General features: G+C 42.0%; 16 protein-coding genes. 4 read left to right on the top strand and 12 right to left on the bottom strand.

All coding sequences use genetic code 11. From position 1 onward, the window contains the following. Positions 1–8: 8 nt before the first annotated feature. Positions 9–269, bottom strand: a complete 261-nt coding sequence (locus CDG77_RS00265; protein WP_094327307.1) for a hypothetical protein — start codon at positions 267–269, stop codon at positions 9–11. A gap of 187 nt (positions 270–456) precedes the next feature. Further along, complete coding sequence (locus CDG77_RS00260) at positions 457–2,463, bottom strand: protein phosphatase 2C domain-containing protein (RefSeq protein WP_094327306.1); 2,007 nt, start codon at positions 2,461–2,463, stop codon at positions 457–459. A 233-nt stretch (positions 2,464–2,696) separates the two neighbouring features. Between CDG77_RS00260 and CDG77_RS00255 the strand changes: the two genes are divergently transcribed. Together CDG77_RS00255 and CDG77_RS00250 are read left to right on the top strand one after the other, a co-directional pair. Continuing rightward, positions 2,697–3,131: an NfeD family protein gene (locus CDG77_RS00255; protein WP_094327305.1), complete on the top strand. Its 435-nt coding sequence runs from the start codon at positions 2,697–2,699 to the stop codon at positions 3,129–3,131. 102 nt (positions 3,132–3,233) lie between these two features. Then, a complete protein-coding gene (locus CDG77_RS00250; RefSeq protein ID WP_094327304.1) occupies positions 3,234–4,241 on the top strand; it encodes an SPFH domain-containing protein in 1,008 nt (335 codons plus the stop codon). Between the two features lie 238 nt (positions 4,242–4,479). On the opposite strand, the gene CDG77_RS00245 is transcribed toward CDG77_RS00250, so the two are convergent. Both CDG77_RS00245 and CDG77_RS00240 read right to left on the bottom strand, forming a co-directional pair. Further along, on the bottom strand, positions 4,480–5,199 hold the full coding sequence (locus CDG77_RS00245; RefSeq protein ID WP_094327303.1) for a DUF4079 domain-containing protein: 720 nt from the start codon (positions 5,197–5,199) through the stop codon (positions 4,480–4,482). A gap of 248 nt (positions 5,200–5,447) precedes the next feature. Then, positions 5,448–6,812 (bottom strand): glycosyltransferase family 39 protein, encoded by a 1,365-nt coding sequence (locus tag CDG77_RS00240; protein ID WP_223269669.1) that lies wholly within the window; start codon positions 6,810–6,812, stop codon positions 5,448–5,450. A 249-nt stretch (positions 6,813–7,061) separates the two neighbouring features. On the opposite strand from CDG77_RS00240, the gene CDG77_RS38390 reads away from it, so the two are divergent. Beyond that, the gene (locus CDG77_RS38390) at positions 7,062–7,190 is read left to right on the top strand and encodes a hypothetical protein (protein WP_262985131.1); all 129 of its coding nucleotides are present in this window, start codon (positions 7,062–7,064) and stop codon (positions 7,188–7,190) included. Between the two features lie 100 nt (positions 7,191–7,290). On the opposite strand, the gene CDG77_RS00235 is transcribed toward CDG77_RS38390, so the two are convergent. The 7 genes from CDG77_RS00235 to nuoH all read right to left on the bottom strand — a co-directional run bounded on the left by CDG77_RS00235 (position 7,291) and on the right by nuoH (position 12,455). Further along, a complete protein-coding gene (locus CDG77_RS00235; protein ID WP_094327301.1) occupies positions 7,291–8,085 on the bottom strand; it encodes a GNAT family N-acetyltransferase in 795 nt (264 codons plus the stop codon). Between the two features lie 321 nt (positions 8,086–8,406). Then, on the bottom strand, positions 8,407–8,529 hold the full coding sequence (locus CDG77_RS38385) for a hypothetical protein (protein ID WP_258169689.1): 123 nt from the start codon (positions 8,527–8,529) through the stop codon (positions 8,407–8,409). Between the two features lie 10 nt (positions 8,530–8,539). Then, positions 8,540–9,460, bottom strand: coding sequence for an NAD(+) kinase (locus CDG77_RS00230; RefSeq protein WP_094327300.1), 921 nt, complete (start codon positions 9,458–9,460; stop codon positions 8,540–8,542). Between the two features lie 6 nt (positions 9,461–9,466). Beyond that, complete coding sequence (gene nuoK / locus CDG77_RS00225; protein WP_006199065.1) at positions 9,467–9,772, bottom strand: NADH-quinone oxidoreductase subunit NuoK; 306 nt, start codon at positions 9,770–9,772, stop codon at positions 9,467–9,469. 59 nt (positions 9,773–9,831) lie between these two features. Continuing rightward, the gene (locus CDG77_RS00220; RefSeq protein ID WP_094327299.1) at positions 9,832–10,446 is read right to left on the bottom strand and encodes an NADH-quinone oxidoreductase subunit J; all 615 of its coding nucleotides are present in this window, start codon (positions 10,444–10,446) and stop codon (positions 9,832–9,834) included. A gap of 133 nt (positions 10,447–10,579) precedes the next feature. After that, positions 10,580–11,164, bottom strand: a complete 585-nt coding sequence (gene ndhI, locus CDG77_RS00215) for an NAD(P)H-quinone oxidoreductase subunit I (protein WP_094327298.1) — start codon at positions 11,162–11,164, stop codon at positions 10,580–10,582. Between the two features lie 172 nt (positions 11,165–11,336). Beyond that, complete coding sequence (gene nuoH / locus CDG77_RS00210; protein WP_094327297.1) at positions 11,337–12,455, bottom strand: NADH-quinone oxidoreductase subunit NuoH; 1,119 nt, start codon at positions 12,453–12,455, stop codon at positions 11,337–11,339. 126 nt (positions 12,456–12,581) lie between these two features. Here nuoH and CDG77_RS37300 point away from each other — a divergent pair, with 126 nt between their 5' ends. Then, positions 12,582–12,887: a hypothetical protein gene (locus CDG77_RS37300; protein WP_094327296.1), complete on the top strand. Its 306-nt coding sequence runs from the start codon at positions 12,582–12,584 to the stop codon at positions 12,885–12,887. Here CDG77_RS37300 and CDG77_RS00200 read toward each other — a convergent pair. Continuing rightward, the gene (locus CDG77_RS00200) at positions 12,829–13,965 is read right to left on the bottom strand and encodes a citrate synthase (protein ID WP_094327295.1); all 1,137 of its coding nucleotides are present in this window, start codon (positions 13,963–13,965) and stop codon (positions 12,829–12,831) included. The genes CDG77_RS37300 and CDG77_RS00200 overlap by 59 nt on opposite strands. Between the last annotated feature and the right edge of the window lie 82 nt (positions 13,966–14,047).

Genomic DNA, 14,047 nt, shown 5'->3' with positions numbered 1-14,047 from the left:
AAATGACATCAAGCATGGAGATTTGCTTGTTCCTGCAACCAAGGATCTACAGATTGTCCATCTTTGCGGCGTAATTCAATTTCCACTACCATCACTTCTTTGGAACCAGGAGGTGCAGGTTTTTTATGGAAAATAACGTCATAATCTTCTGGATTGTGTTTGTGTTCTTTCAACCATTCTTGCACCTTGGTTGTGGCAAAAAATGATTGCCCTTGCTCAAACATTCGGGTAATCTGCAATTGCAGTGTATAAGGATTTATCCGGCTCATTTTTTACCGCCTTTGTTAAGTAAATTTTAAGACAAGTAATCTGCTTACCCTAGATAATCTAATATTAGTGCGAAGTACACACACCAGCCCAACTCCTGAGCAATATTTGATTTTAATCAGGTTAGAGATGGGGTAGGTGACGAATCGCCAATGTCACGTATAACCTATTATTCCCATTCCTCATTCCCTATTTTCCCTCTGCACACAATTGCTGCACTTTTTGAGGAACTTGCCGACACATTTGCTGGAATGCTTGAGGATTAATTTGCCACCAAGCAAATAATCCTAAACTTGTACCGCCTACAAGCAATGCCACTACTCCCCCCAGCATTACCAAGCGTTTACCCCAATTAGGTTTTGTAATTAAGGTTGGTGGAATTTCTGGGCTTATAAATGGTTCCCCTGGAATATCTAAATCTAGATCCAAATCTAGCAAAGTTTGCGAACTTTCTGTGAAGGAAATTAATTCCTCTAGTTCCTCTAGTTCCTCTAGTTCCTCTAGTTCTTCTAGTTCTTCTAGTTCTTCTTGTATTTCTGCTTCTATAATCTCTTCTGGCAACGCCGGAGTTACAGGTACTAAGTATTCTGGAGAAACACGGCAATAACTGAGAACAACCGACGTATTATCACGCCCATTTTTTTCGTTTGCTAGGTTAATCCAGTTGCGGACGGCATCTTCAACTGTCATGTCACCTGTTAACACGGGTATTGCATAATCCTGCCAAGATTGTTCCACCCTGTTATTATCACTTAAACCATCAGAACACAGTAGTAATATGCCATCTTCTTCTACAATGAATCGCTGAACCTTGAGACGCAAAGATTCTGAATTTCTTGTCCCCAATGCTTGAGTTAAGGCAGTAGCATCTGTTCTAATCAGTGCTTTTCGATACAAATTTTTGGCAAAGCGGACTTCCCGCGTCGCCACATCATCATCTACTGTCAGTAACTGACAATAGTTTCGAGTAATCCAGTAGGCACGGCTATCACCAACATTAGCCAAGTAAAGTTCATGGGTATTATTTGATTGCCACCCAGTACTTGTCTGCACTCGTTGTGGAACTTGGAACGCCATGACAATGGTTGTAGCCATGCGTTCTTTGCCTTGGCGTTTTTGTTCGTTATTGCGGGCACAAATCACATTATTTACCACCCGCAAGCTTGCTTCTAATTGTTCCTGCAACAACTCTGGTGATACAAGTACAGTTTGTTCTGTTACCTCCGCTAGCAAGGCGCGAATTTGCAACTTTACAGACTGCACTGCTAATTTACTCGCAACCTCGCCGCCTTCGTGCCCGCCAATGCCATCGCAAACAATTGACAAGTGGGACAATAAAGGTTCATCTAAATCACTCAAAGCATTGGGGTAGCAAGCATCTTCATTTTGCGCCATAATTGGGCCAATATCCGTAGAGCCTGCCACCTTCAAAACCAATGGCAATTCTGCCGCAGATGCTAGTAATAAACCATTAAGTTGAGTAGCAACATCATCCAACTCAACTTCAGTTTCACACATTTCCTGGACTATGTTTTGTAACCCTTTAGCTACTGATGTCTTTGCAGTAGCTACCCAAAACTGCCAACACTCACCCAGATTTTGTAAACTCAGCTTCTTATCTTCTGGTGTTTGGTAGAGTTCTAATAGTCGCACACACCAACCTTGGACTCTTAAATTGTCTACTACCAGTAAACTGCGGCTAAGTCCTAATTCTGATAAAGGTGTCCAAAGTTGAAGAATTTGCCACAGCCAATAAACTTGTCGTACTGCCGTTGCTTGCTCCCATGCCTCAACAATAGTTGGATAGATATTTCCTCTCTCATCTATCGGTACATTTTCCAATAAGAGGATATCAGTTGTATCTTCCTCACCATCACTAGCAAACCCATAAGCTTGGGGCAGATGTAACCGTTCTTGATATAACTGTAGATAAGGAATTACTTCCTTTGGCAATTCTTCAGGGACATCTGGCGGCAGTCCCGGTTGAGTATCGAGCCAAATCTGGTGAGTAATTACCCCATACCTGTCTGCTACCTTTGTGCCTGGTGTGATTTGAGCAGACAATGAGCCAGTAGCCCAAAGATAACGGTGAACCAAGGGAGTTTGGCAACTGGCACAAACACGGTCTCCAATAGGATTAATGGGGCTATTACACCCTGGATTTATACAATAAATTGTCAGTTGAGTAGAAATCATAAAAGTATAAATTCAAAAAACCAATCAACTCATGAATTTCGATTACATTTAGCTGGCAATGACTTGAAGGCTAGAATAGACTGGATTCGTGTACCGCTAGCTACACCTGGTTACTGAAAGTAATCAAAATTATTGGTAAAAAGACCAAATTTTGCTTTCTGTAAATAACTTACGTCTGGCTGTATCTAATCGTAGAAATGCGTTTACGTCAATGTTGAGTCTAGGATGACGCTATGCCAAGTTTGACCTTAATCTGGCTTCTGGCAGGAGCAGTTTTATGTCTCATGGAACTGTTCTTACCATCGGCGTTTGTCGCCTTCATGATGGGAATTAGCGCTTTTGTGGTGGCGCTGCTGTCTGGAGTTGGTTTGGGAAGTGTATGGTTGCAAGTTTTAGTTTGGCTATTATTTTCCACGTTCCTAATCGTGCTTTCTCGTCGCTTTTTGCAACCACGACGACGCAAATCGAAAATTCAGGATGCTGTCATAGCTGAAACCTTAACAGAGATTCCGCCTGGGAAAACAGGACGGGTGCTGTATGAGGGAAATTCCTGGCAAGCACGGTGTGACGATGACAAATTTACCATACCACCCCATCAAAGAGTTTATGTAGTTCGGAGAGAAGGTACGACTTTGATTGTGATACCAGAAAATCTGTTGAATTCTTAGTTATTTGTCATTTGTCATTGGTCATTAGGAATGGGGGATTGGTTATTCTCCTTATCTCCCCTTTTGTTTGACATTTAATACTTAAAAATCAGGAGATTTACAATGGAACAGTTTTTTTTACTCGTGTTTTTAGCCCTTGGTGGTTCTGCCGTAGCGGGATCTGTGAAAGTCGTCAATCAGGGTAATGAAGCTTTGGTGGAAAGATTGGGTAGTTATAACAAAAAACTGGAACCAGGACTGAACTTTGTCATTCCTTTCCTAGATAGAATTGTTTATAAAGAAACTATCCGCGAAAAAGTTTTAGATATTCCTCCTCAACAGTGCATCACCCGCGACAACGTTGGTATTGAGGTGGATGCAGTGTTTTACTGGCGCATCGTCGATATGGAAAAAGCCTGGTACAAGGTAGAAAATCTCCAGTCGGCAATGATAAATATGGTGTTGACTCAAATTCGTGCCGAAATGGGGCAACTGGAGTTAGATCAAACCTTTACTGCCCGTTCCCACATCAGTGAACTTTTATTACGAGATTTGGATGTTGCTACCGATCCTTGGGGTGTGAAAGTGACACGGGTAGAACTGCGAGATATTATTCCGTCTCAGGCAGTGCGAGAATCGATGGAATTGCAAATGTCAGCAGAACGACGCAAACGGGCAGCAATTTTAACTTCTGAGGGCGATCGCGAAGCTGCTGTCAATAGTGCCAGAGGTAAAGCTGACGCGCAACTCCTGGATGCCGAAGCTCGTCAAAAATCGGTAATTTTGCAGGCTGAAGCTGAACAAAAGGCGATCGTTTTGAGGGCTCAAGCTGAACGTCAGCAGCAAGTTTTGAAAGCACAAGCGATCGCAGAATCAGCAGAAGTAATTGCCCAAAAACTCCAGACTAATCCCAATGCCAATAAAGCAGTGGAAGTTCTGTTTGCTTTGGGCTATCTGGATATGGGCGCGACAATTGGTAGAAGCGATAGCAGCAAGGTGTTATTTATAGATCCTCGCACTATTCCTGCTGCTTTTGAAGGTATGCGTTCAGTGATCTCAAAGGGTCAGGTTGACTCTGAGGAGTTGTTTTCTAAGCAAATCCCAAGGTTAGAAAATAACCGTCCTAGTTAAGAATAGGGAAGCAGGGGAGGCAGGGGAAGAATAATAATTCCTAACTCCTGACTCCTAAATCCTGACAAATGACAAATGACTATCGCTTGTAGATAATATTGCTTGAAGAAGAATTCCGAATCCCGAATCCCGAATCCAGCAATCTTTGAGTGGGGGATTCAAACCCGCCACTAATTGTAGGTTGCTAAATCTTAAATATGCAGAAATTAAATAATTTATTTATTGGAAATCCCTTAGTTCATTTTTGTGGTTGGGAATTTGGTGTTGGACAAGTTTTATTAGGAAAATCACACTGATAAATATAGGATTCTTGCCAACTCAGAGGGATTTCTAATAAATCTCGCGTTCCAGTCATCCCTTGTCCAATAAATAGCAACAAGGCAATGCAGTTTAAAATTGTATGGACGATGCGCCACCGATGAGACTTATCTTGATAAATATCTGGAACAATCGCTAATGAAAAAATCATCAGCAGTGCTGCCGTAATGCCAATATAATAGTGTGACCAATACCACTGACTGGTGAGGCGATATACTCCATCCTGACAGCCTAGAATTACTAAACCTGCACCAGTTAAAGTTGCAAAAACTGCCCGCCACAATCGCTGCTTTGCCCGATAAAGAAATACTAACGAGGTGATGGTAGCAGCAAATATTAACAAGATAAAAACAACTTGAAAAGGTGCTTTATTCCACAATTGATTTTTGATAATATTTTTGCCAATAGGGTAGCTTAATCCGATTAAAGTTAATCCAACAACTGCACCAGTTAGTCTTTCGCCTAACTGTTTATGTTCTGTACCTACCACTGGGGGAATTTTGCTCTTACTCCCGGCTAAAATTTGCAATCTGCGTTGGCGTGTTTGCCAAGCAAAATTAACGACTGTCCCGATAAGTGGAAATACGAATATAACTGCGATCGCTGGGTGTAAAAGACTAAGAAAATCTGTTATTTGCATACAACACCTTTAAATAAACCACTAAATTTATCTCAAAGAATAATTTAGAGCGTTGTCGCATCACTTAAATTAATTTCAGATAAGAATCTGTTTAATATTTGTTTTTGTTATTTTTAGCTGATTTTAAGAAAGTAAATATTTGAATATCTTATAAAAATTTGTCATTATAGCCAATATTGACTTATGATTCAAGACAACTGCCAAAGCAACTAGAAACTGGCAGATAACTTGTTAGATGGAATATTGCGTCAGCGCAACTTAGGAGATTTAGCTAATTTCCAGACCGAATAATAGTTGTCACTGTAAACAACATCTGTATATGATTTATACTTTTTTTCGATTGTTTCGCGCCAAGTATCTGAAGGATTGAATAAAAATATATTGGTATATCCATCAGGAATTTTAGGAGTTTTTTGATTTTTCACTAACAAAAATCGCACTTTTGGTTCCAAAAGATAGCTCAGAGAAAAGATGTTGCCATAATTATTGCCCAAAGCATCACTAATTAAAAGTGGACGAGTTGTTTGATTGATAATTTGGGCAACTTGGGGATTGCCATAGCTTACACCCTTATTCCACCAAGTTTCTGCCTGGGAATTCGCCTTAGAAGAAATCAGACCACAAATAATCACTAATGCCATGATTATGTGCCAAATCCTGCGGCGTGACGCGCTGCCATTATATAATTGTGTCGCTAATAGGTAAGCAACAGTCACTTGAATTCCCAAATAAGATGGTATGAAATATGCTTCGCTAAATGATTGTATACCTCCAGCACTTGGCAGTATTAGAGGTAGTGCTGGTACTACAATTAATGTGACGAGAAAAAACCAGACTTTATAGTTAGTTGTCAGACAAAGAAAATAAATTGAATATCCTACCAAAGTTAAAAAAATTGATGTAACTAAATAGTTCAGAGGATTGTCTGAACTAAGGTCTATATCAAAAAAAATCCGGCTTAACTGCATCATAAAAAATGGGAAAACAGGCATCAAAGATGACTGCATTGTTGTCTTGTCTGCTGAAATCAAAAATTGAAAAAAGTCACCTATCACAATTGTTATCCAAGGCATGAAGGCTAAAAAACCTACCAGTGATGCTAGCAAATAAGTTCGGACAATTTTAGTTAACTTAAATTTGGCAGTAATCATCACATAAATTCCGTGAGCAACTGCTACAAACCCACTCCAAATAAATGTGTAAAAACTAATTGATAAAGTTACTGCATAAATGCTCCAGATAGCAAATAAATCTGGTCGTTGTCGTTGTTTTGCTAGCTCATCTTTATCTTGTGATTCCAGCCGCATTGCTTGCAGCAGAGATGCACTGGATAGTAATATGGTGACTAACCAGAGAATATATTCTTGTGCTTCTTGGGCGTATACTAGGTGAATTGGAGAAATTGCCATGAGTGCAATCGCTACACCAGGAACTGATAATGGCACATTAAATAATTCTCGACATAGCCAATAAACACAAGGAAAAACCAGCAAACCAATCAAAGCAGATAAACTTCTGATCGCCGTCACCGAATTACCAAAAACTTCCATCCACAATCTCGCTATTACGTAATAAAGCGGTGGATGCAAAGAATCTTCTCTAGCCAAAGTCATGATTATATCATTTAAATTTTTTTGATTTACACCTTGGAACTGAGCAAAACTTTCTCCGCCAATGACACTACTATTAAATAGTTTATTTTGTGCTTCAGTTCTTGTATAACCAGAAATTCGCAATGAGGTGTAATTCGTAATTCGTAATTCGTAATTCGTAATTCGTAATTCGTAATTCGTAATTCGTAATTCGTAATTCGTAATTACGAATTATATCTGAGCCTGTTTATGGGACATCCAAACAGCATTATGGCTAAAGATATTTTTACCGAAGAAGAATTCAGCAGTCAGGAGCCAGAATACATTCTGTATTCTGAAGTAACAAAATGGATGAATTGTGGTAGGCGAGCAAGGGATTTTAATCGTGGAGATCAATAAAAATTTTCCTTGCTTGAAACCCCTGACTTGATTACTAGGGTATTCTGACTCCTGGATTCTGCTAGCGGATAGCTAAGGTTTAGCCCATTCTGACTCCTTTTCATAATATTTGATAACGCCATCTAGCAAAGTCTTTGGTATTAGATATGGTTAAAAAATCAATAGTCTTAAAGTGTCGGTCGATAGCTGGAATACTGCATATTTTAGCTCCAATATTTAAGTATGCCTGCAAAATTTTAGGAATTTCAACATTATATGAATCTGGGCAAGTTGGAGGCAGTTCTAGACAAGATTGTGAATTTGGATAAACCAAAATACTTGGATGCATCAAGCCATTATGCTGAAAATAATCATAAGTACAAGTAGCTTGAAAAGGACACTGTGTTAGTAATGATGCACAGCCAAAGAAATATTGATTCTCACTCCAGATGAGATAATTTGCTAGCCCTTTCCATAATAGTAAAAGTGCCTGACTGTTGCGGTATTCTTTAGCTATACATGCACGGCCAACTTCAACTGATGCCTGAAGCACAGAATTGGGAATTGCATTAAGATTAAATATATCAGCAGCATCAAATCCGAGTCTTTGAGAGGCCATTATATAAGTTTGCATCCGATAAGTTCCAATGGTTTTACCCGTTTGTTTGGAAATCATAATTAAATGATGGCAAACTGCATCAAACTTATCTATATCCATCTGGGTAAAGTTAGAAGTAGAAAATCCCAAGCCTAGTTCAAGATTAAAAACTTCAAAGCGCAACCGAAAAATTGATTCTAATTCTTCTTCAGTTGACGCTAGCCGTAGGGTATATTTTTCAGTTTGAAGGACGGGAAAATCTTCAAGAGGGGGAGGAGGATTCAGTGGGTAATTGATGTTGCGTCCAGAAACTTCCATCTATCTTCCTACTTAGATTTGCGAAAATATCCTACGATGATTTAGGCACTATACAAATAGCTCACATTATGCATTAATGTGTCGAAGCGTAATTGAGACAGTTTTCGATAAAATAACCTCTAGAGAGCTTTCTCACTCTTTTGGATTAGAGGTACAGTGCTTTTATTATGGACATTAATTCCGAAAAAATCTGGCAATAAGATACAAAATTTTCCTTTGATATACGCTATAAATGCAAGTCACATCGCTTTGCCCCGAATTAAAAATTAATAATTCCCATCAATAAATTTAGAGGCTTATGTCCTTTTCTTTATCGGTCAGTTAAAAAATCAAATTCAGGGCAGAAAGCCCCCAGATTAATCCAGGGGCTTGGATGGTTTTGGTGCGATGCCTGCGATCGCCTAGGTTGGGTGGGGACGCGATCGCAATCTGCGGTAAATGCACTCTAAAATACTTAATTACGGTGATTATTGCTGTAGTGAACCCTTGTACCTGCCCAAAGCAACTTATCCCGCAGCGTCTGATAGTAGGAATTGTTCTCGCGCAAAATAATAAATTTAGCCCGACAATCTGCCATCCGCACATCAACGCGGTGTCCCGGCCAAATTGAAGTCCCTAAAACTCCATCTGTCCACAGCTTAGTACTCAAATCATAATCCCCCAAAGGCCAAATACTCACCACAGAACCAGGGGGTAAAACGAGGGGGCGACTGGAAAGGCTCATTGCACAAATAGGAGTGATGGTAAGCGCCTCCATACCATCATGCATAATCGGCCCATTAGCAGAAACTGTGTAACCTGTAGAACCTGTGGGAGTAGAAATAATCAACCCATCCCCGACATATTGATCGACTACCTCACCGTCGATTTCCATTTCTAGAATTGAGGTAATCATTCGGTCAGCAGAGGCGGGTTTGACACAAAATTCATTCAAAGCCAGGTAACGCTCGCTCACGGGTTCCAAATTAGACCCGTGACCCTCATACACCGCAGCTTGTAACATCATCCGTCGTTGGATAGCATAGCGATCCTCAAACAGCCGATCCCAAACTTTCTCTGTATCCTGAAACTCTTCTACTGACTCAGTTAAAAACCCCAGATGACCTCCCACATTCACTCCCAGAATCGGGATGCCAGCTGGGGCTAAATGCCTGGCACCAGTTAAAACAGTGCCATCGCCACCGAGTACCAAGGCGAGATCGATTGGTTGAGCCGCCGAAGCCAAAAAGACTGGATAGGGGTTGTCTTTCGGCCCGCTAGGCCCCATCAACACCTGGCACTCGCGGCTTTCTAGTTGTTTAGCACAGACTTCTGCCCATTCTTTACTCCGGGCATCCCGCGCTTTATAAGCAATGATTACCTGCTTGAGTTGCACGCACAATTACCACTTCAGGAGATTAAACTGCTCCATATCGACGGTATCGCGGTTGCGATAAATGGCCAGCACGATCGCTAAACCCACCGCCGCCTCGGCCGCGGCCACGGTAATCACAAATACTGTGAAAACCTGACCCTTAATTAATGTTGAGTCGAGGAAGTTGGAAAATGCCATTAAATTCAGATTAACAGCATTGAGCAGTAACTCAATTGACATCAGCACCCGCACGGCGTTGCGGCTGGTAATTAAACCGTAGATGCCGATGCAAAATAAAGCTGCTGCTAGTAATAAAAAGTATTGGAGTTGCATGAATCTGGGTATCCCTCCTGAAAAATCTGGCTATTTATCTGCGAATGAAGTCGCAAATATTACTCTTTTGTTTCGCTGGTTGTTGATACCAGTTCTCTGGGGCGTTCTGGCAAAGTCAAAACAGTTTGCCGCAGATCGGATTGTGTTAGTTGATCTGGCAAATATTCACGACGTGCCAAAATAATTGCTCCTACCATCGCTATTAGCAGCAAAATGGAAGCCAATTCAAAAGGTAGTAAAAAGTCGGTGAAGAAATGCTCTCCGATCAAAACTATAGAACTTTCACCACCCGCCACAGGAGCGGCTGAGTAAGCCCAAGGAGTAGCCAGCACCATCGTACTTAAAAGACCAAACAATCCTACACTGACTAGACCTGTAAGTAATTTACGCACCCAAGAATTGGGAAATGCGACAAAATTCTCACGCTTGTTTACCAACATAATGGCAAACAAAATCAGCACGTTAACTGCCCCAACGTAAATTAGTATTTGTGCGGCGGCAACAAAATCAGCATTTAACAACAGGTAGATTCCCGCCATGCTGATGAACACACCCCCCAGCAAAAAGGCAGAATAGACGATGTTGGAGAACAGCACCACACCAATGGCCGACCCAATCATCATCACGCCCAGTATGCCAAGCGATACTAACTGTACTCCTTCTGCTAGATTCACTGTTTTTTGTCCTTAGTCATTGATCGTTGGTCATTGGTCACTGGTCACTGGTCATTGGTCATTGGTCATTGGTCATTAGTCAAATAACAAAGGACAAATGACAATAGACAAATGACAAATTGACAAATGACATTTATTTTTCTGTTTGTTCTACCAGGTCTTCTGGACGCGCACCTGCACGTGGCGCATCTGCGGGCAATCCGTGGGGTTCGAGGACACCTTTGGGTAGATAAACTAGTTCGCGCAGTGGTGTAACCATTGGATCGTTTGTTACCTTATAAGGCAGACGACCTAGTGCTACGCTGTCATAGTTCAATTCATGGCGATCGTAAGTGGCAAGCTCATACTCTTCTGTCATCGATAGACAGTTAGTTGGGCAGAATTCCACACAATTACCGCAAAAGATACAAACTCCAAAGTCAATGCTGTAGTGGTTGAGTTTTTTCTTTTTGCTGGCTTTGTCGTATTCCCAATCTACTACAGGCAAGTTAATTGGACAAACGCGAACGCAAACTTCGCAAGCAATGCATTTATCAAATTCAAAGTGAATCCTACCGCGAAACCGTTCGCCAGGAATCAGTTTTTCGTAAGGGTATTGTACGGTAATTGGTCGCCGCCGCATGTGGTCGAAGGTAACAGAAAGCCCCTGACCAATGTAACGCGCAGCTTGTACCGTTTCTTTGGCGTAATCACCAACTTGTTTTAGGAACTTGAGCATTTTGTCTCACTCTCTCTTTTTAAGCTATCAGCGTTATTTGTCCCTTGTCCTTTGTCCTTTGTCCTTGGTCATTAGTCATTAGTGCAAATGACCCTTACGGGTTCGCCAGTCACTCATGGGGGAAACCCCCAAGACCGCGCTGGCTCACTAACGACTAATGACTAATGAATGACTAACCACCAAAAGCGAAGGGAAAGGCTAGTTTCAGGGCGGCGGTTAATAGAAGATTAACTAAACCAACTGGCAACAAAAACTTCCATCCTAAATCTAACAGTTGATCGATCCGTACCCGTGGCACTGTCCAGCGCAATAGGATGGCGACAAACACTAGTAAATAGGCTTTGAAGACGGTCATTGTGATTCCCAAAGCAGCAGTTACTATCTGGAACACGGGATTTAGTTCACTGACTCCCAGCCAACCAGCGATGAGGTTGAGGGGAATAGGAAAGTCCCAACCGCCCAGGTAGAGAATTGCTACTAGTAAGGAAGAAAGGATCAAGTTAACGTAGGAACCCAGGTAGAACAGACCGAATTTCATGCCTGAATATTCAGTCTGATAGCCTGCAACGATTTCTTCTTCCGCTTCGGGTAAGTCAAAGGGTAAGCGTTCGCATTCAGCGAGGGCGGCTATCCAAAAGATTAGAAAACCGATTGGTTGTCGCCAAATGTTCCAGCCCAGAATGCCGTAGCCAGATTGCTGATTGACAATATCAACGGTGTCGAGGCTATTAGACATCATAGCGATCGCTAACACCGCTAATGCCAAAGGAATTTCATAACTGATAGATTGCGCTGCTGCCCGCAAGCCCCCTAAGAGGGAGTATTTGTTATTAGATGCGTAGCCAGCCATCAGCAAGCCAATGGGTTGAATACTAGACAAGGCAATCCACAAGAATACGCCCATGCCCACATTGCTAATAACGATATTCTGCCCAAAGGGAACGATCAGGAACGACAGAAACACCGGAATTACAACAATAATAGGGCCGAGGGTAAACAGCCAGGGGTCAGATTTGGCTGGTACTATATCTTCTTTAAATACCAATTTCAAACCATCCGCTACAGGCACTAGCAACCCAAAAGGCCCCTGGTATTCTGGCCCAATTCGCTGCTGTGCGGAGGCGGAAATTTTTCGTTCTAGCCAAGTAGCAACTAATACCCCCACTGTTGCCCCAATCAGCATCAGTATCATTGGCAGGGGCATCCAAATCGCTTTGGCTGTTCCTGCTGGTAAACCTAAATCCCGGAGGGATTCAATAAAAGTTCCTTGGAGGTCAATTCCTGAGTTCATGTTTCCGCTCTTTAAGACATCGAGTCATGGTGAGTTACAACTATTAGTTAAATTAATACCTGTAAATTCACCCATTTTTAATTTTTGCCCAGATGATGCTTGATAGAAGATTTGTCGCTAATTCCCATGCCTAGTATATCCTTGGATGGTTTTAGCCCTCTGAAGCGATATGAGAACTTCTACTTATGGTTGGCATTGGGATTGGCTATTCAAGGGACAAGGGGACAAGGGAGACAAGGGGACAAGGAGAATAACGAAAGCCCAATTCCCAATCTCCAATTCCCAATACTTCTCTACGAGAGGCTGCGCCAACGGCTGCGCTCAGTACAAGTTCCCAATCCCCAATCCCCAATCCCCAATCCCCAATCCCCAATTACCGTTTGTCAATTGGGGTATAAGTCACTTCGTGATGACCGTTATAAACCTGGGTAGGACGGAAAATCCGGTTTTCTGCTAGTTGTTCTTTCCAGTGGGCTAACCAACCGGCAACGCGAGCGATCGCAAATATTGGCGTAAACAAGTCTGTAGGAATTCCCATCTTCCTATACACCAAACCAGAGTAAAAGTCAATATTGGGATAAATCCCCTTGCTACCGAGTTTTTCCTCTACTACTTGTTCCATCTCTAGGGCGATGTCATAGAACTTGTCATGCCCAAACTTTTCAAACAGTTGTTCTGCTAGACCTTGTAAAATTATGGCTCGTGGGTCTTTCACTTTATACACACGATGTCCAAAGCCCATAATCTTAGATTTAGTTTCTAGACAATGGTCTATGTAGGGACGGACATTTTCTACAGAGCCAATTTTTTCCAACATCTGAATTACTTCTTCATTGGCTCCACCATGCAGGGGCCCTCCCAAAGTTCCCACAGCGCTAGCAACCACAGCATAAGGATCGGTTAATGTAGAAGCTGTCACCCTAGCACTGAAAGTGGAAGCATTCATTGTATGCTCGACTTGAAGTATCAAGCAGATATCAAAAATCCGCGCCATCAGAGGATCGGGTTCTCGCTCATCAAGCATGTATAGAAAGTTGGCGGAGTAATCTAAGTCATCACGGGGACGTATCGGATCGTTGCCTTTTCGCATCAATTGGAACGCCGCCACCATCGTCGGAATGGTTGCTATGAGGCGCACGACGGAATCTCGAATGTAGGCAGGATTATGTAAATCCCGGAGTGAATAAAACAAGCCTAAAGCCGCAGCAGAGGCTTGTAGGGCATCCATTGGGTGGCCGCTTTCTGGAAAGCATTTCATCATGTCCCGAATGCGGTATTTTATCCGCCGGTGGTAACGAACTTCATGCTCAAATGCTTCCAGTTCTTCCTTGTTTGGCAGTTCACCCCAAATCAAGAGATAAGCAGTTTCCAGGAATGTACTTTTTTCTGCTAGTTCCTCAATTCGGATGCCACGATATTCTAGTATTCCTTTTTGCCCATCAACATAGCTGATACTTGATTGAGCGGCGGGAATGCCTTCTAAACCAGGCTTGTATTCGCACACCATCATGGCACCACCATTTGCTTTTTGAAATATCTGATCGAGTTAACTTACCAGAAATTTATTGTCGCCATAACAGTAGCCGTTCTAA

This window comes from Nostoc sp. 'Peltigera membranacea cyanobiont' 213 (genome assembly GCF_002245975.1).
In the GTDB taxonomy this organism is placed as follows: domain Bacteria; phylum Cyanobacteriota; class Cyanobacteriia; order Cyanobacteriales; family Nostocaceae; genus Nostoc.
Note: the sequence above shows the minus strand (reverse complement) of the source record. Positions and strands in the feature narration are given on the sequence as shown.